Below are 24,721 nucleotides of genomic sequence, written 5' to 3' on the forward strand. Positions count from 1 at the left end.
TGTGAAAAAGTTCAAGCCTATACAACTCACACTGTTCTTCCTGCTTTGCATGCCAATACAAATGCTGGCACAGGAGAACGCCACAACTGCCACTATCGAGCAGTTGGAAAAAGAGATGTATCGGCTTTACCCTACACGTAACACAGACGAGTTCATGGACGTTACCGAGCGTCTGAAAGAGACTGCGCTGAAAGCTGGTGAAGAGGCTCTCTTCTATCGCGCTTGGGCTAACCAGGCTTTTTTTGTCTTTTCAAAGGTTAGTCGTCAAAAGGGCATGGAGATAGCCAAGGCCATGAACGAGCACTCCAAGCGGCACGACAGCAAACTCGGTATCTATTACTCTTCAGTAACCAATGCCAACCAGTCCAGCTCGCTTAAGATGGAAGAAGAGGCGCTGAGACTTTATCTTAATGCCATCCAGTATAAGCAGAAGTATCTGCCCAATGTCAATGCTGCTGCAGCGTATATTGGAGCGGCAAAAATATACTGTAACAGGCGACAGAAAGAGAAGGTTCTTGAGATGGCTGACAAGGCTATGGCAGAACCTAATGTCTTAGGATCTCACATCGTTGATGCATGGAGCTATCGATGCTTAGCCGCAATGATACCAGAAGGAGAAAATCTAAAAGATGAGTATAACAAGGCCTACGAGGAATGGAAAAAAGCAAAAGAGAAATACAAATATAACACATCTCATAGTTATCTTATTGAGATATACCATGCCCAGGTAAACGGCGACTACAAGGAAATGCTGGAATGGGCAAAACAGGTAAAGAATCCTCAAGAGAGATACCAGTTTATGTCACACGCTTATGAATGGTTGGGCGACTGGAATAATGCACTTGATTATTTCAAGAAATACAAGCTATTGAGCGACTCTCTTAACTCTGCAGAGATACGCAAACAAACAGCAGAGCATACTCTGCAACTCGATGTCATCCGTGCCGAGAATCAGGCAAAAGAATTACTGCTGCACAATCAATCGCTGGAACTGGCTCATGCCCAGGACGAGCTGGAGCAGCGCCGATTGGAGGAAGAAGCACTCAACCTAACCCTGAAGAACCGCGACATAGAACTGAGTAATGCCTCCATAAAAATGAAGAACGACAGTCTGGACCGCCATGCTCAGCAGTTGAAATTAAGCGAGTATCAGTCGAAGTTGGAATTGGAGGAAAGCAAGGAGAGAATCGACTTCATCATACTCTGGACAGCCATCAGCGCGGGTCTGCTTATCATCACCTTCCTCAGCATTTACCTCTATCGTCGCAACCGTCACATGAAAGAACTGACGACGGCCTACGACAAGTTGGAAACAGCCTACGAGCAGTTAGAGCAGACCACTGCTGCCAAGGAGCGCATAGAGAGTGAACTGCGTATTGCCCGTGAGATTCAGATGTCGATGGTACCACATGAGTTCCCCAAGCGGCCTGACCTGGATATCTACGCCTCAATGACGCCTGCCAAAGAAGTAGGTGGCGACCTCTACGATTATCTGCTTGAAGACGACATCCTATATTTCTGCTTAGGCGATGTATCAGGAAAGGGAGTGCCAGCTTCGTTATTCATGGCTCAGACCATTCGTCTATTCCGTGCCCTGGCCAAGCAGCACCTAATGCCGGCTTCCATAGCCATACGCCTGAATGATGAACTGACAGAGAAAAACGACAATGGCATGTTTGTCACCATGTTCATTGGCCAATTGAATCTCATCACAGGACAGTTCCACTTCTGCAATGCCGGTCACAATCCCCCTATAATTGGTGGCGATGAGCAACATGGCTCGTTTCTGGAGATGGAGCCAAATGCTCCTATTGGTCTATGGCCAGGCCTGGAATATATCGGCGAGGAGATAGAATCCATCAAGGGGCGTCCTCTCTTCATTTATTCCGACGGATTGAATGAGGCAGAGAACATGAAACAAGAACAGTTTGGCGATGACCACATGCTCGAAATACTACGACATACGAAGTTCAAAGATGCCCGCCATGTAGTAGAACTGATGGAAGCAGAAGTAAAGAACCATCGTCATGGTGCGGAACCCAACGATGACATGACAATCATGTGCCTCAAAGCATCACATAGTAATTAATAATTGTTTTAAGATATGAAGAGTTTTATTAACGTTGAAGACCTCGGTCCGCTGGACAAAGCGATGGCCGAAGCATTTGAGATTAAGAACGATCGTTTCAAGTATCAGCATTTGGGCAAGAACAAGACGCTCATGATGATTTTCTTTAATAATTCGCTGCGCACCCGCCTCTCTACCCAGAAGGCCGCCATGAACCTTGGCATGAATGTCATCGTGCTCGATGTAAATGCCGGTGCCTGGAAACTGGAGACCGAACGTGGTGTCATCATGGATGGTGACAAGAGCGAGCACCTGCTCGAGGCAATCCCCGTAATGGGTTGCTACTGCGACCTGATTGGCGTTCGAAGCTTTGCAGGACTCACCGACCGCGAGTACGACTATGCCGAGACGGTGCTCCAACAGTTCATCAAATACAGCGGTCGACCTGTATTTGCAATGGAGACAGCCACTGTGCATCCCCTACAGGCCTTTGCCGACCTCATAACCATCGAGGAGCATAAGACCGTAGAGCGTCCAAAGGTGGTCTTGACGTGGGCACCTCATTGCCGCGCATTGCCACAGGCTGTGCCCAATTCGTTTGCCCAATGGATGAATGCAGCAGAGGATGTGGATCTTGTAATCACCCACCCCGAGGGCTACGAACTTGATCCGAAGTTCGTTGGTAATGCCCGCGTGGAATATGACCAGAAAAAAGCCTTCGAGGGTGCCGACTTCATCTATGCCAAAAACTGGAGCAACCCTGGTGTGACTAATCTGGCCGACTATGGTAAGATTACCTCTAAGGATATGTCATGGACGGTAGATACGGAACACATGTCATGGACTAACAACGGTAAGTTCATGCACTGTCTGCCCGTTCGTCGTAATCTCATCGTTACCGACGATGTCATCGAATCACCCAACAGCCTTGTAATACCCGAAGCAGCCAATCGAGAAATCAGCTGTTCGGTAGTCATTAAACGGATGCTTGAAGCCCTATAAACGCGAATCCCCGCCAATTGGCGGGGATTATTATTTTTTCTTCAAGAAGGCAGCCACACGGTCAGCCATGTTCTGTCGGATATAGGGATAGTAGAATCTCAACTCCATATGATGATAGTTGCCGGGAATACCCAGAAAGGGCATAATCGTCTCTTTCTTCCAACCACTCACAATAAGATGTTTGCTCTCAGGATCGCACCTGACAGAAAGTGTATCATTTCTCCGACGGCCATAGTTAACGAAAGCAGAACTTACCGAGTCTGTCCGCCAGTTAACGGGATTGATACAGGCTGCTGTGCCCTCACTAAAGAAAAGCATACATTCCGGCGAGCGCAAAGAGTTGAACGCAATGGTTACTCCTGTATCCGTAGCTCCCTCAGCCAATCTGATGTTGTCAACGCTATCAACATCTTCGGAAGCCAGCTTGAAACCTATGAAATAGGCAGCTACCATCCGCTGGTAAACAGTATCGGGCATATTCTTTATAACCTTCAGGATGGCATCGGCTCCCTGACTGTAACCAGCTAAGATAAAGGGGCGTCCCTGGTTGAAATGCTCCAAATAGTACTGCCAACTATTCATGACGTCACCAATCGATAAAGGAAGCCGACGAAATGCTTTCTCTGGTGTGAGCCATGAATTCATAGACACCTGCCGATAGAATGGGGAGTAGTAATTGAAACTGCCAGAATAGAAAGAGTCAACAGCCAGCATCTCCTTGAGCATCGTCTTGCGCTGGGGCTCCAAGTAAGTGTCAGCATAATGACACGTATCTTCACCCATCAGGTGGTCGACAGTCTCCGTGGAGATGACATAGAAAATGTCTGCCTCACCTCCCCGATAACGGATAAGCCATTGTGAAGAGTCTGCATAATCAGGCTTCTGCGGTATGGGACCAAAAATATCATCCGTGTTGCTGACCCATGAGGATATCAGCAATACTAAAAATGTTCCCACGAGTATTAAAAAAGCAGTTTTTAACCTAATCATGGCTACGTCTGATACACAATCTGACTGCAAAGATACAAAATTCTTCATAATTATGCAAGAAAATCGCGAAACTTTATGTAATTTTGCACGCAAAAAGAAACAGCAAGATATGATATCATTTGAATGTGACTACAATAACGGGGCATGTCAACAGGTGCTCGACAATCTCATCAAGTACAATAGTGCCAAACCCACTCCTTATGGCTTTGACGAGTTCAGTGAACGCGCCAAGGATCGTATCCGCGAGGCCTGCGGATTGCCAGATGCACAGATATTCTTCCTAACGGGTGGTACCCAGACAAATGCCACTACCATCGACTCGATGCTCTATCAGTATGAGGGTGTCATCTGTGTTGGGTCTGGCCACATCAATGTCCACGAGGCTGGTGCAGTAGAGTTCACTGAGCATAAGATTATCACCATCGGTGACACAAACGGCAAGATGGAAGCCAAGATGCTCGACAAGTATCTCGACGACTATATGCACGACGGTAACAAGGACCATGCCGTACACCCAGGTCTAGTGTATATCACCTTTCCTACGGAGTTTGGCACACTTTATTCCGCCAAGGAGCTCGATGACCTCTATCAGGTATGTCAGCGCTACGAAATACCCCTTTATATTGACGGAGCCCGTCTTGGCTACGGTCTGATGGCTGAAAGCAATGACATTACGCTGCCCTATCTGGCTCGCCATTGTGATGTCTTCTATATTGGCGGCACAAAGATCGGCGCTCTTTGTGGTGAGGCAGTCGTCTTCACCAACCGCAAGGCCCACAAGCATTTCTTCTCCATCCAGAAACAGCATGGAGCAGTGATTGCAAAAGGGGCACTGATCGGATTGCAGTTCGATGCACTGTTTACTGACAATCTCTACTTCAAGCTCTCAGAGCATGCCATTAAGATGGCCATGCGGATGAAGAGCCTCTTTATCCGCAAAGGATTTGAGTTCTATGTTGACTCTCCAACAAACCAGCAGTTTATCGTTATCGATAATGAACAAGTTGAGAAACTAAGTCAGAAAGTGGAGTTCTCACATTTCGGACAGACTGACAGGCGTCACACCATCTGCCGTTTCGTAACCAGTTGGGCCACGACGGAAGAAGAGATTGACGAACTGGAGCGGATTTTATTTCCATAATATGTCATAAGCCGTCATCTACGACATAAAGATAACATTGTTTCATTGGTGTAGTAACAATGGAAACAAATTGTTTCCCCTTAAGAAACAGAGTGTTTCACTAGAGGAAACAAATTGTTTCCTTATAAGATACTGTCATGGAACAAGTTGATAAACAGCAAGTTAAGTCAAGTTTCTCTTTGAAAGAGCCTTGATTTTTCTTAAATCATGTATAGTTGCATGTATTCATTTAGTCTCTATACATTCATTAAACCATTAATATACAATGTATTACACTGAAAATGTAGGGATGAACAGTGTTTTATATTGAATAGACTCCGCTAGGGTAGCGATAGTAATAGCTGCTATCACAAATTATTGTTGCGAAGGAGAAACATCGACATAGATATATACCATTTCGGGTATAATAATGATAAAAATCATTAATTTTATACCCTTTGTGGTATATTATAGCGGAATTATATCTATATTTGTACCCGTTAAGGTATAATTATGATGACTTTATCAGAATATATTAAGCAAAAACGAAAGATAAACGGGCTTTCTCAGGTTGAATTGGCTGCGAGGGCTGGTGTTGGACTCAGGTTCGTAAGAGATCTTGAACAAGGTAAGCAGACATTGAGAATGGATAAGGTAAATGACGTACTGGCTCTGTTTGGCGACTGTCTTGCCCCCGTTAAAAATGATAGCGTATGAAGCAGGCTGGTATCTACGTTAATGATTTGTATTGCGGAGTCCTTACAGAGGATGAAGAAGGATTCCATTTTGTCTATGACGAGGCGTATCTTGCTCATCCAGATGCTGCTCCTGTAAGTCCTACAATGCCTTTGACGGCCCAACAGTATGATAAAGAAATGATGTTCCCAGTATTTGATGGGCTCATTCCAGAGGGATGGCTCCTGGATATAGCATCGTCGTCGTGGAAGATTGACCCACGCGACAGAATGTCGCTCCTGATGGCTTGCTGCAAGGATTGTATCGGAAACATCAGCGTAAAACCGTTAGACCATGAGTAAATGTTTGTATTGTTATAAAGAGTTGCAAGAAGGCCAGGTGGATTTTCACCCAAGCTGCGCACGCAAATTTTTCGGTAGTGAAACAGCTCCCATACTTCCATATACGCGTGATAATATGTCGGAGCTTGCCCGACAAGTTATCCGAACCAGTGCATCCGTAACAGGCGTGCAGGCCAAGATGTCGCTCGATGTGAACCGTGGCGGGAAGAGTGAACCTGCAAAGTTTACCATTGTAGGTCTCTGGGGAAAGTATATCTTCAAGCCACAAAGCTCCATGTATCCCTGTTTGCCTGAGTTAGAAGACTTGACGATGAAGATGGCCGAAGTGGCTCATATCCGCACAGCTCGCCATACACTCATCCGGCTCTCTGATGGTGAGCTGGGCTATCTTACCCTCAGAATGGATCGAGGGCGACATGGAGAAAAGATATCCATGCTTGACATGTGCCAACTTACCAATCGTCTCACCGAACATAAGTACTATGGCACCTACTTGCAGTTAGCAGAAACGATCAAGAAGTACTCATCGGCTCCCATGCTTGATGTTCAGCGATTTTGGGAGGTAGTCTTGTTTTCATGGATGACAGGGAACTCTGATATGCACTGCAAGAACTTTTCTCTGATAGATAGCGGAAACGGAGAGTATGTCCTGTCTCCAGCCTACGATTTGCTGTCCGTATTATTGGCTGATCCTCATGATACAGAAGAGATGGCAATGACCTTCACGGTAGGTGGTAATAAGAGTGGTTTCGACCGTCATACCTTTATGGCTGCCTTTACTAAAAGTGGAATCTCTGATACAGTGGCAAACAAAATGATAGAACGAATGAAGTCTTTCCTGCCTAAGTGGGAAACCCTCATCGATGAATCATTCCTGCCCGATAAGATGAAGGCCGACTACCACCTACTGTTGAGTAAGCGAATTGAGGTGCTAAATCAATGACTGCTAACTTTTATAGGTCAACTCCAATATCATAGCTACCACCGATGCCGAAATCGACGAATTAGAGAGAATCCTTAGCGCACGGAGAAGTCCTTACCTCATTTTAGTTTCTGTTCTTTCGTCGCTCTCAATTTCCCGGTAAGTAGCAGCTTTATCGATGTTTACACTTCTGTCGGTGAAGTCTGGGGTATTATACGAGTACATCAGTCGGCGGTAATATTCCTTGGGATTGCGTTGCGGCAGCATGAAAGGCTTGGTTATTTTACCATTGCCATCGATCGAGGCCAAATAAATACGAGTATAGAGTCCATCGTCGCGTCGACTGGTGAAGAGAAACCAACGACTGTTTTTGCTCCAGTTATGAAAACTTTCTGCACGTGTACTGTTTACTTCGTCCATAGCGCGTGATTCTCCCGTTTTTAGATCGAGCAACCATAGGTCGGCCTCGGGGTGCCATATTGAGAAATAGCCATAGTCAATCTGTGTATACATGAGATATCGTCCGTTGTACGACGGGCGTGGCCAGGTCACACTCTTGCCGGTCTTGTTGGCACAAATGAGCGTATCGACATAAGTGCCGATCTTACCTGATGTTTCATCGAAACTAACTCGGCAAAGGCTGTATTTCTCCTTGTCATAGTCAGTAGGGTATATTTGTCTGAGAGCAGTGGTAAAATAGAGCCATTTTCCATCCGGTGAGAAAGAAGGTGTATTCTCAGCCCAATACTTTTTCATTATAAGTGTGTCGCAAAGAATGTTTTGTGTCTCCGTATCATAGACAAAGACATCAGACTGTGAATCATATACCTCAATGCGCTTTGCAGGATTTGCAGTATGGAACATTTGCGAGGTCTTATTTGTGGAGAAAGCACAGTAACGCCCATTCGGATGCCAGTAAGGATAAACCATCGTGATGCCTAATGTGTCATTTGTTGCCTTGAGCTTTTCGATATCATGGCTGCGGTTCATCACAGTAGCCCCATGCTTGCCTCGTATATGAAACACATACATATCAGGATTCGTACGATTCGCAGTATGGCAGTTAATACATTGGCCATTCAACTGCCCATTGTCCAACAGGGCCGTTTCTTCAAATGTACTTAGCTCGCGCTGATAGATGCCCATATGGCCATAGAACTCATAGCCAGGGGCTATCCGGCGGTAGGTGATGCCCCATTCGCCGAGACTATCATTGCTCACATAGATAGGGAAATCCTGATATTTTTTCCATTTGCCATTGCGTTCGGCACAGACCGTTACCGTCAGCACACCACCCTTATTCTGCTCTAGCAACTCATGCCAAACGTCGATTTCAAAGTCGGCATAGATGCCATTAGTATGTAGCGAACCACCCAAAGAGCCCTTCACCTCAACGTCAATGGTCGTGACGCTGTCATCGGCCATGGTGAAGTCTAGTGGGGCGATGCCTGTGGGGATGGTCACACCGATGTAGTCTGGATAGATAGCAGGCTGTTCGTCGACGTGGGTCACATCCTTCGGCAGTGATGTACAGGCTACAAACAGACAGATTCCTAACAAACAACTACATAAAGAACTGGTCTTCGCCTTTCTCATATTGCTCTTGTAAACTCTTAAAAGTAGGGTTCTGCAGAATAGTCTCAGGATGCTCTACCATCGGTTTCATCGTCTTCAGCCACTGACGATTCACACCATTCTCTTCCAATATGGCAATGTATTTCCTTGCCACGTCGTATTGCCGGGTGATGATGGCCGTCTCAGTGAGTCGCTGCAGGGCTCGTCGTTTCATTTTGTCGTTATTGGCCATCACCATGGCCTCAAAGGCAGCACGTTGAGCCAGTGCAGCAAATCCCAGCTGCATATATACGTCGCTCATCATCATGGCTCCCATCACACTCGTCAGTGCCTCTTTTGTGTTCGTTAGACATTCTAAAACGGCATTCTGATCAATCTGCTTCAGACGGAATTGTGCCAACCTGAATACTTTACGACAAGCCAACGACTTCACGGGGGTCTTCTCGGCTTCAGCGATGATGCCCTCCCAGTCTCCGTCAAGTTGCATGATATCGTAGCGGCATTCCTCCTCCGTACCGAAATTAGCCTCACGCTGCTCATGGCTACATGCCAAACACGTGAGTGCCACTAAAATCATATAGAAGAACTTGCCATTCATAACAAAAACGATTAAAATAGATATCCCCCACCGCTATGGCGGCGGGGGATAACACTGCTTCATGATTATTTGATTAATAACCAGGATTCTGTTTAAGAAGCGTGTTCTTCAACAGCTCTCCTGCTGGGATAGGCATATCCATCTTGTTGATGTCAAAATCGAATGAACGCTTTGACCAAGGATAGTTAGCGTAGTCAGAACCGCCATCATCCTTGGGATAATTATAGTCGATGTGATCCTCCATATAACCAGACCTGATCATGTCTGGGCAGAGACACCACTCAGAGTTGAACTCCTTACGACGCTCCTCGTTGACAGCCACCTTCCAAGCCTCTGACTTATGAGTGTAACCTACGCGGTTAGGAGTAGCCTGCAGTTTCGTGTAGTATTCCTTAGCAGAAGGAACGGTAACGGCCTGAGTCAGTACACCGATAGGATATTCTGTCATGGTCGTATTCTTACCATTGCCAGTATAGACCGTGTTGAAGTGAGCAAAATACTTGCTGTAGTCCTGACCAATGGTCAAGTTACCCCATGCACGATTGCGGAGGATATCAAGCTGAGCCCAACCCGTAGTCTCGTCACCAGTGCGGAAGCAGCACTCTGCATAGTCAAGCAGAACGTTAGCGTAGCGCTTGCCATAGATAATGGTTGGAGACCACATCTGAGTACCCCAAGAGTTACCATCAGCAAATGCATTTCGCCAAATCTTGGTTGTCCAGATAGCAGGTGCAAACTCACCATTTGTGAAATGGAACTGCATAGTCTTGGTTCCAGAAACAACACCCTCAGCATTGATGAAAGGCTTCACAACCTGACCATTATCATTTTTGATACCGAGAGAGTCCTTCAGATAGGGATGGAATCCATAAACAACCTTAGACTTCTCGATACCATACTTAGCCAGCTGATCCTCAGGAATTGCACCTGTAACGCAAGAAGCATCACGACGGGTGTCGCCTGGCTCGTAGCAAGAGTACCATTCCCAAGAGAGGTACTGGGAGCCCCATCCGCCGTTCTCAGGACAAGCTGTGAACCACTTGAACATGTTTGGATTGCAGAAAGTGACAACACGGTCACCACCCCAGCTGCTCCACTCATTACCTTCGTCTGAGCACATTGCCCAAATACACTCTTCATTCCAAAAACCTGCAGGATCCCAGTTTGTGGCAAAGTTGGTGGCGAGCTTGTATGTGCCACTGTCGATAATGCTCTTCAGCTCTGCCTTTGCCTTATTGTAACAATCGCTTGCCTGGTCAGGACAACGGAAAGCTTTCCACATATAAGCATCTGCGAGGTAAGCCTTGGCCATACCCTTGGTGCAGCGGCCATACTGGTTCTCGTATGGAGTCCAATTCAGGAGTTCTGCTGCCTTTGAGAAGTCTTCGATAATGAAGTCCCACATCTCTTCGTAGGTATCAGCGGCAGCCTTGTTAGGCGTGTTGCTGAAGTCCTCTCCTGTGGCAAGCATAGGCACACGACCGAACGTTGTAGCCAGCCATGTATAGAAATAGCCACGCAGAGCGCGAGCTTCCCCCTCGCATAGATTCTTTGCCTCAGGGCTGACATTCTCAGCGGTCTCCAGACCTGACAGATAGAGGTTTGCACGGCAGATAGCTGCGTATGCGTGAGCCCAACCTTCACCGAGTTCGCCAACGTTGGCATCCCAGGTCTGATCGAGGAACTTTACGTCCCAACCTGTACACTGGGTATCCATTGTCGGGTGGCTACCGGTAAACAAATTCGGTTTGTAACCCCAGCTGTTGTCCTGCTTGCTGACATTATTGTAGGCATAGATTCCATTTAAGCCAAGGCGGGCGTTATCATCACCCTCATATTGTGACGAGATGTCAAGTATGTCATATTTTGGTACGTCAAGGTAATCTTCGTTGTTGCAAGAAGACAGAGCAACTAGTCCCAGACCTGCCATTGCAAAATATTTAAATATCTTTTTCATAATGATTTTTTTTTAAATTAGAACGTGAGATTTACACCAAACTGGAATGTGCGAGGAGTAGCATAACGGCCAGTATCAAGACCGGTGTAGATGACATTACCCATACCAACCTCAGGATCGCCATATTTGTTATAAGGAGAAATGCAGAGGAGGTTCTGAACTGCCAGATAGATACGGGCGTTCTGAATCATCAGTTTGTTGACGATTTCGCGAGGAACTGTGTAACCAACTTGGATATTGCTGATCTTCAGGAAGTCACCATTCTCGATCCAAGCATCACTGATACGGCTGTTCTTGTTGTTGTCAAGGCGGGTCATACGAGGAAGCGAACCATTGGGATTGTCTGTACTCCACATAGCCTTGTAGCTGTCCTTCAGAAGTGCTGGCGTCCAAGAGTCATCAGAGGGGTTCATGATGCTGAAACGCATCTTAGAGTATGAAAGGATGTCCATACCAAGAACGCCATGAGAATAAATGCTAAAGTCCCAATTCTTGTAGGCGGCACTGAGGTTTAGACCGAAGTTCATTGCAGGCAGACCATTGCCGAGAATCACGCGGTCATTGTCATCCAATGTGCCGTTTCCATCAACGTCCTCGAATAGGAAGTCACCCATCTCTGCATTCTGACCTTGAGCAAGAGCTTTGTCCAACATAGCCTGATCCTTAATGACACCCGAAACTCTATAACCATAGTATGAACCTACGGCCTCGCCCTCGCGGCAGATAGAGTGGTCGTTCCATACGAAACCGGTACCGCTGATAGCACCAATCTGGGAACCATCTTCATTATCAGCAGAGTAAGTGCTATTGCCACCACTACAAGTAGAGGTGTAGTCAACACCCATTTTTTTAATTTTGTTCTTCAGTGTAGAACCGTTGAATGCAACATTGATAGACCAGTCCTTGTTAAGACGCTTGTTATAGTTGATAGAAAACTCAAAACCAGTATTGTCAATCTGGCCGAAGTTGGTGTAGATAGACGTGTTTCCGGCTGACGGACGAATCTGACGCTCAATCAGAAGATCCTTGGTCTTACGGGTGAAGTAATCCAAAGTGATGGTCAAGTCATTGTTGAGGAAACCGAGATCAACACCGAAGTTCAGCTGCTCGTTGGTCTCCCACTTCAGATTGGTATCTACCAGAGGTGCGTAGAATCCTACTTGTTTGTTGGATCCATCAGTAGAACCTGTAGTACCACCGCCCTGTCCGAAAGTATAGAACTTTACCTTAGTGTCGGCAGAAGAAAGTGCGTATGTAGAGCGTCCTGCGATACCACCGGCATTACCAGTCTGACCCCAACCAACGCGAATCTTGGCGTTGCTGATAGGCTTGAAATCCTTCAGGAACGATTCTTCCTTGATACGCCATGCTACGGCTGCCGATGGGAATGTTCCCCAACGATTACCTTCAGAGAAGTTTGAAGAACCGTCACGGCGGATGGTTGCTGTCACAATATAACGGTCTAAAAGGCTGTAAACCAAACGGCCATAGTAAGAAATCGTACGCGTCTTGGCATTAAAACCGCCAGAACCCTGCTTAGAGTCATCATCAGTAGCAAGAGAGGTCAGGCGGTTGTCCTTTGAAAGGAATGTGTGTGCGCTGGCACTTACCCATGCACCCTCGTAGTCGCTGACAGAGTTACCGGCCATCAAGGTCAGGTTGTTGAAGTCAGTATTCCAGTTATAGGTGATATAGGTTTCAATTCCCTTAGAAAGACCCTTGCTTTGGCCAAGACCAAAGTTGTAGTATTCCTTGTCACGTCCTTCGTAGTTTACCTTGGTCATCTTACCGCCAATCATGTTGTAGCGTTCATACAAACCGGAGAACTCGTCATTGTCAGAGTTTGTCTGAGTCCAAGATGCAATCGAGTGAACGTTCAAGGTGTGCTGTTTTAGCTTGAGGAGTGTGATGTCAATATATGGGTTGATGGAAATACGTGAACTGCGAGTTGTACGGCCAATTTCCATCTGAGATGCGTAGGGGTTCTGTGCACCGGCTGTCATACCTTCCCAGCCATCAGGTGTTGGAGCCTTACTTCCGCCGTATGTACCATCGGGGTTCACAACATTCACCTTTACGTGCTCACCGGTTACATCGTCAATATAATCGAGCGACGGTGCCATTTGGGCAATATCACGCTGTGAAGACAGGTTTGCATTGTTACCAAGACCAATGTTATTACCCTTGGCTGTTGAATACATATAGTTCATGTCGCCACCGAACTCGATGTAGTCGTTCACCTTAGACTTTACGCTTGCGCGCGAGGTTAGACGATCATAATTGGTATTGACAATTATTCCCTTGTTGTTGAGATAACCGATAGAGAAGTTATACTGAGTCTTGTCAGTACCACCACTTGCAGAAATGCCGTACTGTTGCTTGAGACCAGTCTGATACATCTGGTCCTGCCAGTCTATCAGATTACGCTTGCCGTCGTATGCCTCCGACCAAATCTGGTTGTTCAACGTAGCGCCATCGTTGGCCTTTGACTCACGGATACTGCGTGCGTAGTCGTCCCCTTTGAGAGTGTTGAGTTTATAAGGAAGTGTTTGGAGACCTAGGTCAGCGGTAATATTGATGTTCATCTTACCCTTCTGACCGTGTTTGGTGGTCACCATGATAACACCGTTAGCACCTGCTGAACCGTAAATAGCAGTTGCAGAGGCGTCCTTCAGAATCTCAATGCTCTCAATGTCGGCAGGATTCACAAAGTCAGCGTTAGTTCCAACCTGAACACCGTCAACCACGTAAAGAGGCTGGGCGTCACCATTGATAGTACCGATACCACGGATTCGGATGGCAGACTTTGAACCAGGAGCACCGTCCTGATTGGTTACCATCACACCGGCAGCAGCACCTTGAAGGGCATCTGCAATGTTTACGGGCACCTTACGCTCCATCTGTTCCTTGTTGATGGTAGCAACAGAACCAGAGATGTCGCTCTTCTTCATCGTACCATAACCGATGACTACCACGTCGTTCAGTATCTGTGCGTCTTCCTTCAGGACTATGGTGATGTTGTTTTTGCCGGCAACCTTTACCTTCTGGGAAACGTAACCAACGTAGGAGACTTCGAGGGTGGCGTTTGAAGCTGCCTCGACGGAGAACTTACCGTCAAAATCGGTAATGGAACCCTTTTGGGTACCCTGTACTTTCACAGTCGCACCGATAATCGGCTCGCCTGCTTCATCATTCACTGTTCCCTTTACAACGTTCTGAGCCAGCGCTCCCATGGGGAACAAACAGAGCAGGAACAGAGTTACTAATGGCTTTTGCAGCGATTTAAGAATTCGATTCATACTTTAAATGAGGTTTAAATGTTCATACTTAAGTATTTACTATAGATTAAATTGGTTTATAATAATCATCCCTGGTTTTGTGGAGTACAAGCACCCCAAGAGCCTGACCTATATTATAATAAGGTACGCGAGCTCCCTAGTTAGTCAAGAAGAGTTGTTCACATTCATACGTTTTGGTTTTAATATAAGTTATAAGTTATTAAATGAATAGTTTCTTCAAATTACACCGAATCGTTTGCAAAATTAAACAATATTTTCGAAAAATAATAATTTTAAGGTCCGAAAATGCAGAAAATATTAAGAATGTTACAAAAAACAAAGGATTTGTTACATTTTACTAATAAAACTGCCTGCAAGGACAAGGGAAAAGCAGAATCAGAAGGTGATAATAAGGGGATATTAATGATAATGTCCCCTAAATAGTATAAATTATCCACCCAGGAAAGGGTATTTTGGTGGTTTCCTTGCTGCGGATTAACAGTTCCCATGCTGGGAATAAGTTGTTCCCGCCGTGGGAATAATTTGTTCCCATGCTGGGAACTATCAGAAAGTCGTAAGGGGACACTTCCTCATTAGTGCTGCAAAGGTATAACCTTTTCTTGTTTGCCAGAATAGGTATTGATGATTATATGGGCGGAATCAGCATCAAGCTGGGAAGTCGGGATACTGACGTATGCTTTAGTGGAATAATATTCAGGAACATGGTTCTGGTCGTGATGGAGCAACAGATGACGAGTACGCATGCCATTGGGATAAGTCAAAAGCGTATCCGTTAGGAATGCCAGTTGATGGACAGCAGACGTGTCTTCAGTCACTCCTGTCTTCAGATGAAGATAGAGATTCAGGTATTTCCCAGACTTGCTCAACCAAATGCTCTCGAACTTAACAGGATCGGTACGGAATTCCTTATCAAAATCTGACAAAGGCTTAATAGTCACACAAGGGACCTGTCCCATCGACAAGACCTCAGCAGCATACTGGCCCTGATGTTGTTCCACCTTATTATAATATAGCATACAACGGTAAATGGTATCAGCAGTCGTTATCCATTTGGCGCTGTATGGTTTCACCAACGGCAAGAGATCACCATCATCGGTTGTCATAGAAACAACTTGTTTGTTGGCATCAGTCCTTGCCTCTACAAAGTCACCCCGCATCAAGGAATACTTACCCTCACCTTTCTCATAAGTATCCTGAGTGCAGGAAGAAGTGAGAAACGTGAGGCAGCAAATGATGAGGAATGGCAGAATACTGAAGAGTCTTTTCATTGGGCTGCAAATTGGTTTTTGACAGGATTGGCATACATCGTCAACATACGCTCACGAAGGAAAGCCTCATCCTTGTCGGGTAGTTGAATCTTAGCCATCTGCCCAGCAAGATAGTCCTCGAAGCGCCGCTTATCAGCATCGTTGTAATGGTCAGCATGCGCAGTGTTACCATTCAGTTCGTCCAAGGCGATATAGTTGCATGGATAAAGGTGGTAACCACGATGGATTTCCTTGTCCATCCGCTCCGCAAGAGCTTTATAGAAGTCAGACTTAGGGAGGTCTGCCAGTTCGCCAATCCAAGTATTAATGGGGGCTGCGGGACTGTAAACGACTCGTCCCTTATAACCGAAGATGCCAATCTTCATATTGTCAAGGTCATCTTGACGGGACTTCTTAAAGGCAGGATTATCACGCTTTTGCTGGAACTCCTGGGCCTTGAGATAATCGCAGGGATCAAACTCATAGCTGATAGTCAATGGAACGATATTCAGTTCTTTCAGGTCACCACCCATGGCAAGCATCTTCAGAACTGCATCCTGAGTACGGTCATTAGAATCCTTCGCCCTACCTTCACGCTGGGATATCCAAATGTTTTCTTTCTTCTGTGTAACGGCAAAATGGATATAGCGGCTCATCAACTGAGATGCGGAGAGTGTCTCGCGGAGGGAAAGGCCACGGCGCACAGTGAATGCCTTGTTCATACGTACCAGCCGCTTAATCCAAGGATAGATGAGCAGGTTGTCCCCAATACCAATCTCCACCGTCGTTGGATAGCCTGCGTCCACAAGCAAAACATCAAGGAAAGCGGAATCGAGCACAATGTCTCGGTGATTGCTGACAAAAGTGTAACGACACTCTGGGGAGGCAGCACCTTTGAGTATACCATCGTTGAAGACACAACCATCAGTGTGTTTACGCATGATATACTTCACGATGGGTTTCATGAAGCGTTTCTGGAAATCGAGCGGTGTCTTGACACCAATAAAAGCCAAGCGCAACAGGCCATTGCGTACCGACTTGGGTAGCCAGGGTACGAAGCCCTTTAATATGACATTAAGCTGACGATCATTCAGCAAATCGTCGAACGCCTGCCGCATCTCTTCCGGCTCATATGGCCGAATCTCGCTAAACTCCTCAGGAACCTTCATCTTCTAACACAATTACACAAACTGATTCTCAACAATATCTGCCAGCACATCTTTCATCTCTAATCCTGCAGCACGCACCTGCTGTGGGATAAAGCTGGTGGCAGTCATACCTGGCGTGGTGTTCACCTCCAACATGGAGATCTTACCTTCCTTTGAAATAATATAGTCAATGCGGATAATGCCATTGCAGTGCAGGATGTCGTAGATATGAGAGGTGATCTGGCGAACACGCTCGGTTACATCCTCAGGCAAACGGGCAGGAGTAATCTCCTGAACCTGACCGTTGTACTTGGCATCGTAATCAAAGAACTCGTTGGTGGTAACAACCTCGGTAGCAGGCAGTACAACCGACTTATCCTTGGTCTTATAGACACCGATAGAGATCTCCGTTCCCTCGAGAAAGCTCTCAACCATAATTTCTGGGCTCTCCATCATCGCCTTACGGATGGCAGGAGCCAACTGGTCCTTGTTCTTAACCTTAGAAACACCGAACGAAGAACCGTCGGCAGCAGGCTTCACAAAGCAGGGCATACCGATACGTTCCTCAATTTCATCGTCGGACACCAGTTCCTCATAGCCTTTGCGGATCAAAAGTGAATCAGCCACACTGACTCCATAACCACGCAGATACTGGTTAAGCACGAACTTATCGAAGGTCATTGCCTCAACCAATACACTACTCGTGCTATAGGGCAGACCTATCAAGTCGAAATATCCCTGCAGGAGACCATTCTCACCTGGTGTGCCATGAATGGTGATATAGGCATAGTCGAAAAGTTGGGCTTTTCCATCTTCCACAAACGAGAAATCATTACGGTCAATGGGCGCTGTCGTGCCGTCAGGCAATTCTACATGCCAGTCCTGACCCTTAATGTCGACAATATACACATTGTAACGTTCCTTATCAAAGAAGGAATATAGTCCCTGTGCCGAGCGCAGTGATACATCGTGTTCCGATGAGTCGCCACCACAAACGATGGCAATGGTTCTCTTTAAATTTTTCATATATTATCTATTTAACTTTTTACTCTTACATAGCTTCTCCACTTGTCGATAAGCGTCGTCATATCTTCGGGCCACTCCGATGTAAAGTCCATTTGCTGTCCTGTTGTCGGATGAACGAAACCCAGCGTCTTAGCATGAAGCACCTGACGGGGACACAGTTTGAAGCAGTTTTGGATATAAGCCTTATAACTGGCCGTACGTTCACCCCGCAGGATATCTGTTCCACCATAGCGTTCATCAGCAAACAGCGGGTGTCCGATATGCTTCATGTGAGCCCTGATCTGGTGGGTACGACCAGTCTCCAGGACACATTCCACCAACGTCGTATAGCCATAGCGCTCCATCACTTTATAATGAGTGACTGCAGGCTTCCCAATCTCTGAGTCTGGTGGGAACACCTCCATCCGCAACCGATCTTTCGGATCTCGCCCGATGTTGCCTTCTATCCTACCCTTTTCTTCTACAAAGTTCCCCCACACCAAGGCATTATAGCTGCGGTGAGTAGTTTTGTTGAAGAACTGCTTGCCTAGTGATGTCTTGGCATCGGGTGTTTTAGCCACGACAAGCAGACCACTGGTATCCTTATCGATACGATGGACCAGTCCTACTTCCGGATCATTCGGGTCGTATGACTCCAGATCCTTTAGATGCCAGGCAATGGCATTGACCAGCGTTCCACTGAAGTTACCACAGCCAGGATGCACCACCATGCCTGCCGGTTTATTGATGACCATCAGGTCGTCATCTTCATAGACCACATCCAGAGGGATGTCCTCTGGTTCGATCGTTGTATCATAGTGTGGACGGTCAAGCATCAAAGTAATGACATCCCCCGCGCGTACCTTATAATTACTTTTTACTGGAGAACCATTTACCTGAATAAAACCAGCTTCTGCTGCTTTCTGAACCCTGTTACGACTGGAATGAGGTTGATGCTCGGAGATATACTTATCTATTCGGACAGGCACCTGTCCCTTGTCCACCTCCATCCGGAAGTGTTCATATAACTGGCCGTCACCTCCCGCTTCTACGGGAATGTCTTCAGTCAGCAAATCAATATCCTCCAGCTCTTCGTCTCTGATCATTCTACCAATTCCTCAAAATCGTCCACTTCGCCACTTTGCATCATTTTATATTCAGGCTCTATATAGTCAATATTCTCCCCCGCATCATATTGTCCACTGCCAATCATCAGCGTCAGCGGACTATCAATCGATACATGATCTCCCGTAGCGACCCGACGTCCCTGACAAAGGATACCATAGACCCAGTCCTTCTCACCATCTACCAACTTTGGAGGGAGCAACTTAAAACCTAAAGCCATCAACTTGGCCTCGGCCTCACGATAGCTACTATTGTCCACTACATCGGGGATAGCAAAGCTCGGCGATGAAGGAGAGTTCACGGATACATATACAGTATGCCCAGCCTTCACCATTGTTCCAGGACCTGGATTCTGAGAGAGAATACAGTCGGCAGGAAGGCGTTTGTTATAGCCAGAATCACTGATGATAATATTCAGTCCTTCTGCCGTTATCTTATTATATGCTTCCGAATAGAGTATTCCCTCCACCTTGGGTACTTTTATCCCTTCCCCATGATGTGTATACCAGTCCAGTCCATACTTAACGCTGAACATCAGGGCAATCACCACCAACAACATAGCCAGCAGGTTACCTATCAGGAACTTACTGCAAAACTTGCCAAAGAAATCCTTTGCTTTCATCTTTATTATTCTAAGTTTGGATGCAAAGGTACAAAAAAAACAGAAAGAAGCAAAGATTCTTCCCTACTTCTTTCTATTTTAACCTAATTTTCTTCTTTGAACCAGACTTTACTTTCCGTGATTCTCGTCAGAAACTGTTAACTTCTTGCGACCCTTTGCACGACGTGCAGCCAGTACGCGACGACCATTCTTGGTGGCCATTCTCTCACGGAAGCCGTGCTTGTTCACGCGACGGCGATTGTGGGGTTGAAATGTTCTTTTCATTGTTTTATACTTATTTTATTTTGATGTTATTTACCGATTTGGGGTGCAAAAGTACTCATTTCTTTTGAATTACGCAAGTTTTATGCGAAATTTAGTTCAACTTTTTGCGTTTTTTTCCAAAAAAGCAGTACCTTTGCACCCGAAAACGATACAAAAGTAACATTTTAAGGTATATGATTAATTCACAAGACATTAAAAAAGGCACCGCAATCCGCATGGATGGTGGAATCTGGGTGTGCATCGATTTCCAGCACCGCAAGCCAGGTAAGGGTAACACAATTATGATCATCAAGGTAAAGAACGTTTCTGACGGACGTGTGCTGGAGCGCCGTTTCAATATCGGAGAGAAACTGGAAGATGTTGTCATCGAGCGCCGTCCTTACCAGTATCTCTATGAGGACCAGTCTGGTCGCATCTTCATGAACCAGGAGACTTTTGAGCAGATTCCCATCGACAACGAACTCGTGATCGGTCATGAGTACATGAAGGAAAGCGATATCGTAGAAGTTGTTTCTGATACTACTGACGGAACCATCCTGTATGCCGAGATGCCTGTTAAGACCGTGCTCCGCGTGACACACTCTGAACCAGGTATCAAGGGTGATACTGCAACAAACACTTTGAAGCCTGCTACTCTGGAGACCGGCGTTGAGGTGCGCGTCCCCCTGTTCATCAACGAGGGCGATCTCATTCAAGTCGACACCCGTGACGGCAGCTATCTGCAGCGCGTAAAGGAATAATGAAATACTCCATTATCGTTCCTGTCTATAATCGTCCAGACGAAGTGGACGAATTACTCGAAAGCTTATCTAATCAAACACAGAAGGATTTCGAGGTCATCATTGTGGAAGACGGATCGGTAAAAACCTGCAAGGATGTTTGCGACAAATACGCAGACATCCTTGTTTTGCATTACTATGCCAAAAAGAACAGCGGACCTGGTCAGAGTCGCAATTATGGGGCCGAGCGTGCCATTGGTGAGTATCTTTTGATTCTCGATTCTGACGTTGTACTACCAACAGACTATATAGAGTCCATCAGCCAGTCCTTGGAAGCCAATCCCACGGAAGCCTTTGGAGGACCCGACGCTGCACATCCCTCATTCACCCCAGTACAAAAAGCTATCAGTTATTCGATGACCTCTTTTTTTACTACTGGTGGCATTCGAGGTGGAAAGGCAAAACTCGACAAATTCTATCCTCGTTCCTTCAACATGGGTATACGTCGCGATGTCTACCTTAAGCTTAGCGGATTCTCAAAGATGCGTTTTGGCGAAGATATCGACTTTTCTTATCGTATTGTGGAGGCTGGCTACCACCCGCAATTGTTTCCAAAGGCTTGGGTATGGCACAAGCGTCGCACGGACTTCCGCAAATTTTTCCGGCAAGTATATAACAGTGGCATCGCTCGCATCAACTTAGAGAAACGCCATCCCGGCACAATGAAGCTTGTCCATCTATTACCTGCAGTCTTCACCATCGGCGTGATTGGACTCATTCTCATTTCTGCCGTCGGAAGGGCTCTAATGCATTACATTGACCGCGACCAGTTCTATTGGATGTGTTTCGCCCCATGGATACCTATTATATTATATAGCCTGCTGATTTGTGTCGATTCGACTATTAAGAATTACAGTATGAAGGTTGGCTTACTCAGCGTCCCTGCAGCCTTCGTCCAATTGATGGGCTACGGGTTTGGGTTCATTGAGTCATGGTGGAAGCGATGCGTCCTCAAACAAGACGAATTTCAAGCATTTGAGAAAACATTCTACAAATAAATAACCCGTTAAAACTAAAAATAAACACTATGGAAAAACTCAACATCAATCAATGGGCAGAAGAAGATCGCCCACGTGAGAAAATGGCAAATCTTGGAGCTGAGGCATTAAGCGATGCCGAACTATTAGCCATCCTTATCGGCAAAGGATCTCCAAAGGAAGATGCCGTAACACTAATGAAACGAGTTCTGGCAGATTGCAACAACAACCTGAACACACTAGGAAAGATGTCTATCCACGAACTTTGCCACTATAACGGTATCGGCGAGGCCAAGGCCATCAGTATCCTGGCTGCTTGCGAACTAGGCAAGCGCCGTCAATCAGGAAGTCCTGAGGAACGGCCAGACCTTGGTACTGCCACTCGCATCTACAACCACATGCACCCCAAGATGCAGGACCTTGGTGTTGAGGAGTTTTGGGTTTTGCTGATGAACCAACACCACCGACTCATCAAGAAGGTACGCATCTCGCATGGTGGCATCACAGAGACAGCCGCGGATATTCGCGTCATCATGCGGGAGGCCGTCCTTGTTAACTGCACCATCTTAGCCGTCTGCCATAACCATCCGTCGGGTAACATTTCTCCCAGCAAGCAAGACTATGAACTGACCAAAGCCATCCAGCGGGCCTGTGACTTCATGCGAATTAACTTTCTAGATCATGTCATCATCACCGACGGACAATACTATTCCTTCCACGAGCAAGGACAGTGCTGATAGGATAAGGTTCGAAACTCTTGAAGAAATCATAATTAATCGCCATTTCCCTTTGTGGTTTCATCTCTTTTTCCTATCTTTGCACTCAGATTATGACACAGGAAGAGAAAACAAAGATAGAAGAGCGGATTGTGGACGTACTGAAGACCGTCTATGATCCAGAGATTCCCGTCAACATCTATGACTTGGGAATGATTTACAAGATTGACGTACAGGACGATTCCTCCGTAGAATTGGATATGACCTTTACCGCTCCGAACTGCCCTGCTGCAGATTTTATCCTGGAAGATGTGCGCACGAAAGTGGAAAGTGTCGAGGGGGTAAAAGGCGCTAACGTCAACCTCGTCTTCGAGCCCGCATGGGATCAGAGTATGATGAGCGAAGAAGCCAGAGTAGAATTGGGATTTGATTAAAGTTCTTTGAGCAATAGCGATGAAACCCATATATTTCCTTTCCGATGCCCATCTCGGGTCGCTTGCCATCCCGCACAGAAGGATGCAAGAACGACGGTTGGTCCGCTTTCTTGACTCCATCAAGGAGAAAGCTGCCGCCATCTACCTGTTAGGTGACATGTTCGACTTCTGGTACGAATACAAATACGTGGTGCCTAAAGGTTTTACCCGTTTCTTAGGGAAACTCTCTGAATTAACGGACATGGGTGTAGAAGTACATTACTTCACAGGCAACCATGACATTTGGGCCTACGACTATCTGGAAAAAGAATGTGGGGTCATCCTTCACAAGCAACCAGAAACGACCGAGATTTATGGTAAGATGTTCTTCCTAGCCCATGGCGACGGATTGGGTGACCCGGACAAGAAATTCAAGTTGATTCGTGCCATTTTCCATTCCAAGTTATGCCAATGGGCCTTTTCCAATCTTCACCCGCGTTGGGCAATGTGGTTTGGTTTGAACTGGGCCAAACATTCCCGTATGAAGCGTCCCAACGGTGAGGAACCCGCCTATATGGGTGAGGAACGCGAACATTTGGTATTGTTTACGAAAAAGTATATCCAATACCATTCTAATGTGGATTATTTCATCTATGGACACCGTCATATCGAGGTTGATCTGCAACTGACAAAGAAGGCACGTATGATAATCCTTGGTGATTGGATTAGCCAATTCAGCTACGTTGTCTATGACGGAGACCATCTGCTAATGTCACAATATATCGAAGGCGAGAGCCAGCTATAATGAATCTATCACAAAAACAGTATATGAACAGACATAAGATTGTAACTTTCGGAGAACTCCTTCTCAGATTCTCCAAACCTGGCCACCTTCGTCTGACACAAGGTGACATGTTCACCAGCAAATATGGTGGTAGCGAAGCCAATGTGGCCGTCTCTTTGGCCACACAAGGAGATGAAGTAACTTATATCACCCGCCTACCAGACACCCCCGTTGGACGTGCCGGAGCAATGAACCTGGCAGAGTTAGGAGTAGACACTAGTGAGATCCTTTACGGAGGACAACGTATAGGCACCTACTATTTTGAGCCACCTGCAGGGATGAGGGCGGCAAAAGTTTTTTACGATCGTGCAAACTCCGCATACTCGGATTTGAAGCCAGGCATGATTAACTGGCGTGAGATCCTAAAAGATTGCGCTTTCTTTCATGTATCAGGTATTACAGCTGCCATATCTCAACAAGCAGCCGAGGCGACTTTCGAGGCACTTGACATCGCCGATGAGATGGGAGTTACCATTTGCTTCGACATAAACTATCGCAAGAACCTATGGCGCTATGATGGTGCCAATCCACGTGAGACACTTAGCCATATGCTGGCCCATTGTGACATGATGTTCGGTGATGCTATTGAATTTGAATGGTTGAGTCAGCATCCTCAGCCCCCATTTACAGCCATTGACTCCAACTTCAAGATGCAGATGAAAGAATACAGAGAATGGTTTGACGAGCTACACGAGCAGTTTCCACGCCTGAAGAATTGGATGATGGGCATGCGCAACATTGTCAGTTCGAAACACCACACCCTAACAGGACTTCTTTGGACAGAGGGGCATCTGTTGAAGGCCCCTATCGTCGACATTCCCGATGTGGTGGATCCTGTCGGTGTAGGCGATGCATTTATGGGCGGCTGGCTTCACGCGCTTAAACTCTACCCTGACGATAAGCAAATGCAGCTGAACTACTCTTTGGCAGCAGCTGCATTAAAAAATACCATTCCAGGCGACTTCAATCTGTCAACCGAAGAGGAGATTTTGGATGCGGTAACTTTCTAAGTT

Annotated in this window: 23 protein-coding genes; 12 read left to right on the plus strand and 11 right to left on the minus strand. The window is 46.3% G+C overall.

Annotated features, from left to right (window positions below; genetic code table 11):
* The first annotated feature begins 1 nt into the window (after position 1).
* Together BMY16_RS13375 and BMY16_RS13380 are read left to right on the plus strand one after the other, a co-directional pair.
* A complete protein-coding gene (locus BMY16_RS13375; protein ID WP_244513064.1) occupies positions 2 to 2,089 on the plus strand; it encodes a PP2C family protein-serine/threonine phosphatase in 2,088 nt (695 codons plus the stop codon).
* 15 nt (positions 2,090 to 2,104) lie between these two features.
* Positions 2,105 to 3,070 carry a Rossmann-fold NAD(P)-binding domain-containing protein gene (locus BMY16_RS13380; protein ID WP_091843389.1) on the plus strand — a complete coding sequence of 322 codons (966 nt, stop codon included), beginning with the start codon at positions 2,105 to 2,107 and terminating at the stop codon, positions 3,068 to 3,070.
* Between the two features lie 30 nt (positions 3,071 to 3,100).
* On the opposite strand, the gene BMY16_RS13385 is transcribed toward BMY16_RS13380, so the two are convergent.
* A complete protein-coding gene (locus BMY16_RS13385) occupies positions 3,101 to 4,027 on the minus strand; it encodes a DUF3089 domain-containing protein (RefSeq protein WP_170836111.1) in 927 nt (308 codons plus the stop codon).
* Positions 4,028 to 4,169: 142 nt separating this feature from the next.
* On the opposite strand from BMY16_RS13385, the gene BMY16_RS13390 reads away from it, so the two are divergent.
* The 4 genes from BMY16_RS13390 to BMY16_RS13405 all read left to right on the plus strand — a co-directional run bounded on the left by BMY16_RS13390 (position 4,170) and on the right by BMY16_RS13405 (position 7,160).
* Positions 4,170 to 5,201 carry a threonine aldolase family protein gene (locus tag BMY16_RS13390; RefSeq protein ID WP_091843394.1) on the plus strand — a complete coding sequence of 344 codons (1,032 nt, stop codon included), beginning with the start codon at positions 4,170 to 4,172 and terminating at the stop codon, positions 5,199 to 5,201.
* A 495-nt stretch (positions 5,202 to 5,696) separates the two neighbouring features.
* Positions 5,697 to 5,897, plus strand: coding sequence for a type II toxin-antitoxin system Y4mF family antitoxin (locus BMY16_RS13395; protein WP_411267782.1), 201 nt, complete (start codon positions 5,697 to 5,699; stop codon positions 5,895 to 5,897).
* Positions 5,894 to 6,217 (plus strand): HipA N-terminal domain-containing protein, encoded by a 324-nt coding sequence (locus BMY16_RS13400; RefSeq protein WP_091843400.1) that lies wholly within the window; start codon positions 5,894 to 5,896, stop codon positions 6,215 to 6,217. The genes BMY16_RS13395 and BMY16_RS13400 overlap by 4 nt, the downstream gene beginning before the upstream one ends.
* Complete coding sequence (locus BMY16_RS13405) at positions 6,210 to 7,160, plus strand: HipA domain-containing protein (protein WP_091843403.1); 951 nt, start codon at positions 6,210 to 6,212, stop codon at positions 7,158 to 7,160. Before BMY16_RS13400 ends, BMY16_RS13405 begins: the two co-directional genes overlap by 8 nt.
* Positions 7,161 to 7,253: 93 nt before the next feature.
* On the opposite strand, the gene BMY16_RS13410 is transcribed toward BMY16_RS13405, so the two are convergent.
* The 10 genes from BMY16_RS13410 to rpmH form a co-directional block, all read right to left on the minus strand.
* Entirely contained in the window at positions 7,254 to 8,735 is a 1,482-nt protein-coding gene (locus BMY16_RS13410) for a TolB family protein (protein ID WP_091843406.1), read from the minus strand.
* Positions 8,704 to 9,312: a DUF6057 family protein gene (locus tag BMY16_RS13415; RefSeq protein WP_091843409.1), complete on the minus strand. Its 609-nt coding sequence runs from the start codon at positions 9,310 to 9,312 to the stop codon at positions 8,704 to 8,706. Before BMY16_RS13415 ends, BMY16_RS13410 begins: the two co-directional genes overlap by 32 nt.
* Before the next feature lie 73 nt (positions 9,313 to 9,385).
* Positions 9,386 to 11,269 carry a RagB/SusD family nutrient uptake outer membrane protein gene (locus tag BMY16_RS13420; protein WP_091843411.1) on the minus strand — a complete coding sequence of 628 codons (1,884 nt, stop codon included), beginning with the start codon at positions 11,267 to 11,269 and terminating at the stop codon, positions 9,386 to 9,388.
* A gap of 17 nt (positions 11,270 to 11,286) precedes the next feature.
* Entirely contained in the window at positions 11,287 to 14,568 is a 3,282-nt protein-coding gene (locus BMY16_RS13425) for a SusC/RagA family TonB-linked outer membrane protein (protein ID WP_170836112.1), read from the minus strand.
* 572 nt (positions 14,569 to 15,140) lie between these two features.
* Entirely contained in the window at positions 15,141 to 15,836 is a 696-nt protein-coding gene (locus BMY16_RS13435; protein ID WP_091843416.1) for a NigD1/NigD2 family lipoprotein, read from the minus strand.
* On the minus strand, positions 15,833 to 16,984 hold the full coding sequence (locus BMY16_RS13440) for an acyltransferase (RefSeq protein ID WP_091843419.1): 1,152 nt from the start codon (positions 16,982 to 16,984) through the stop codon (positions 15,833 to 15,835). Before BMY16_RS13440 ends, BMY16_RS13435 begins: the two co-directional genes overlap by 4 nt.
* Positions 16,985 to 16,996: 12 nt before the next feature.
* On the minus strand, positions 16,997 to 17,989 hold the full coding sequence (locus tag BMY16_RS13445; protein WP_091843422.1) for a D-alanine--D-alanine ligase: 993 nt from the start codon (positions 17,987 to 17,989) through the stop codon (positions 16,997 to 16,999).
* Between the two features lie 11 nt (positions 17,990 to 18,000).
* On the minus strand, positions 18,001 to 19,074 hold the full coding sequence (locus BMY16_RS13450; protein ID WP_091843424.1) for an RluA family pseudouridine synthase: 1,074 nt from the start codon (positions 19,072 to 19,074) through the stop codon (positions 18,001 to 18,003).
* Complete coding sequence (locus BMY16_RS13455) at positions 19,071 to 19,715, minus strand: PASTA domain-containing protein (protein ID WP_091843427.1); 645 nt, start codon at positions 19,713 to 19,715, stop codon at positions 19,071 to 19,073. Before BMY16_RS13455 ends, BMY16_RS13450 begins: the two co-directional genes overlap by 4 nt.
* Before the next feature lie 108 nt (positions 19,716 to 19,823).
* On the minus strand, positions 19,824 to 19,979 hold the full coding sequence (gene rpmH / locus BMY16_RS13460; RefSeq protein ID WP_013063965.1) for a 50S ribosomal protein L34: 156 nt from the start codon (positions 19,977 to 19,979) through the stop codon (positions 19,824 to 19,826).
* Positions 19,980 to 20,152: 173 nt separating this feature from the next.
* Between rpmH and efp the strand changes: the two genes are divergently transcribed.
* From efp to BMY16_RS13490, 6 genes are all read left to right on the plus strand, one after another.
* The gene (efp, locus tag BMY16_RS13465; protein WP_091843430.1) at positions 20,153 to 20,719 is read left to right on the plus strand and encodes an elongation factor P; all 567 of its coding nucleotides are present in this window, start codon (positions 20,153 to 20,155) and stop codon (positions 20,717 to 20,719) included.
* Positions 20,719 to 21,756 carry a glycosyltransferase gene (locus BMY16_RS13470; RefSeq protein ID WP_091843432.1) on the plus strand — a complete coding sequence of 346 codons (1,038 nt, stop codon included), beginning with the start codon at positions 20,719 to 20,721 and terminating at the stop codon, positions 21,754 to 21,756. Before efp ends, BMY16_RS13470 begins: the two co-directional genes overlap by 1 nt.
* Before the next feature lie 29 nt (positions 21,757 to 21,785).
* Positions 21,786 to 22,472, plus strand: a complete 687-nt coding sequence (gene radC / locus BMY16_RS13475) for a RadC family protein (RefSeq protein WP_091843435.1) — start codon at positions 21,786 to 21,788, stop codon at positions 22,470 to 22,472.
* 92 nt (positions 22,473 to 22,564) lie between these two features.
* Positions 22,565 to 22,885 (plus strand): metal-sulfur cluster assembly factor, encoded by a 321-nt coding sequence (locus BMY16_RS13480; protein WP_091843438.1) that lies wholly within the window; start codon positions 22,565 to 22,567, stop codon positions 22,883 to 22,885.
* Between the two features lie 19 nt (positions 22,886 to 22,904).
* Positions 22,905 to 23,669 carry a UDP-2,3-diacylglucosamine diphosphatase gene (locus BMY16_RS13485; protein ID WP_091843441.1) on the plus strand — a complete coding sequence of 255 codons (765 nt, stop codon included), beginning with the start codon at positions 22,905 to 22,907 and terminating at the stop codon, positions 23,667 to 23,669.
* Positions 23,670 to 23,692: 23 nt separating this feature from the next.
* A complete protein-coding gene (locus BMY16_RS13490) occupies positions 23,693 to 24,718 on the plus strand; it encodes a sugar kinase (RefSeq protein ID WP_091843548.1) in 1,026 nt (341 codons plus the stop codon).
* Positions 24,719 to 24,721 lie beyond the last annotated feature (3 nt).

This window comes from Prevotella sp. ne3005 (assembly GCF_900110085.1).
Lineage (GTDB): Bacteria > Bacteroidota > Bacteroidia > Bacteroidales > Bacteroidaceae > Prevotella.

Bases quoted from the DNA above. Each gene is read 5' to 3' on its own strand.
- BMY16_RS13380 (WP_091843389.1), top strand. From the start codon at position 2,105: ATGAAGAGTTTTATTAACGTTGAAGACCTCGGTCCGCTGGACAAAGCG.
- BMY16_RS13390 (WP_091843394.1), top strand. From the start codon at position 4,170: ATGATATCATTTGAATGTGACTACAATAACGGGGCATGTCAACAGGTG.
- BMY16_RS13395 (WP_411267782.1), top strand. From the start codon at position 5,697: ATGACTTTATCAGAATATATTAAGCAAAAACGAAAGATAAACGGGCTT.
- BMY16_RS13400 (WP_091843400.1), top strand. From the start codon at position 5,894: ATGAAGCAGGCTGGTATCTACGTTAATGATTTGTATTGCGGAGTCCTT.
- BMY16_RS13405 (WP_091843403.1), top strand. From the start codon at position 6,210: ATGAGTAAATGTTTGTATTGTTATAAAGAGTTGCAAGAAGGCCAGGTG.
- BMY16_RS13410 (WP_091843406.1), bottom strand. From the start codon at position 8,735: ATGAGAAAGGCGAAGACCAGTTCTTTATGTAGTTGTTTGTTAGGAATC.
- BMY16_RS13415 (WP_091843409.1), bottom strand. From the start codon at position 9,312: ATGAATGGCAAGTTCTTCTATATGATTTTAGTGGCACTCACGTGTTTG.
- BMY16_RS13420 (WP_091843411.1), bottom strand. From the start codon at position 11,269: ATGAAAAAGATATTTAAATATTTTGCAATGGCAGGTCTGGGACTAGTT.
- BMY16_RS13425 (WP_170836112.1), bottom strand. From the start codon at position 14,568: ATGAATCGAATTCTTAAATCGCTGCAAAAGCCATTAGTAACTCTGTTC.
- BMY16_RS13435 (WP_091843416.1), bottom strand. From the start codon at position 15,836: ATGAAAAGACTCTTCAGTATTCTGCCATTCCTCATCATTTGCTGCCTC.
- BMY16_RS13440 (WP_091843419.1), bottom strand. From the start codon at position 16,984: ATGAAGGTTCCTGAGGAGTTTAGCGAGATTCGGCCATATGAGCCGGAA.
- BMY16_RS13445 (WP_091843422.1), bottom strand. From the start codon at position 17,989: ATGAAAAATTTAAAGAGAACCATTGCCATCGTTTGTGGTGGCGACTCA.
- BMY16_RS13450 (WP_091843424.1), bottom strand. From the start codon at position 19,074: ATGATCAGAGACGAAGAGCTGGAGGATATTGATTTGCTGACTGAAGAC.
- BMY16_RS13455 (WP_091843427.1), bottom strand. From the start codon at position 19,715: ATGAAAGCAAAGGATTTCTTTGGCAAGTTTTGCAGTAAGTTCCTGATA.
- rpmH (WP_013063965.1), bottom strand. From the start codon at position 19,979: ATGAAAAGAACATTTCAACCCCACAATCGCCGTCGCGTGAACAAGCAC.
- efp (WP_091843430.1), top strand. From the start codon at position 20,153: ATGATTAATTCACAAGACATTAAAAAAGGCACCGCAATCCGCATGGAT.
- BMY16_RS13470 (WP_091843432.1), top strand. From the start codon at position 20,719: ATGAAATACTCCATTATCGTTCCTGTCTATAATCGTCCAGACGAAGTG.
- radC (WP_091843435.1), top strand. From the start codon at position 21,786: ATGGAAAAACTCAACATCAATCAATGGGCAGAAGAAGATCGCCCACGT.
- BMY16_RS13480 (WP_091843438.1), top strand. From the start codon at position 22,565: ATGACACAGGAAGAGAAAACAAAGATAGAAGAGCGGATTGTGGACGTA.
- BMY16_RS13485 (WP_091843441.1), top strand. From the start codon at position 22,905: ATGAAACCCATATATTTCCTTTCCGATGCCCATCTCGGGTCGCTTGCC.
- BMY16_RS13490 (WP_091843548.1), top strand. From the start codon at position 23,693: ATGAACAGACATAAGATTGTAACTTTCGGAGAACTCCTTCTCAGATTC.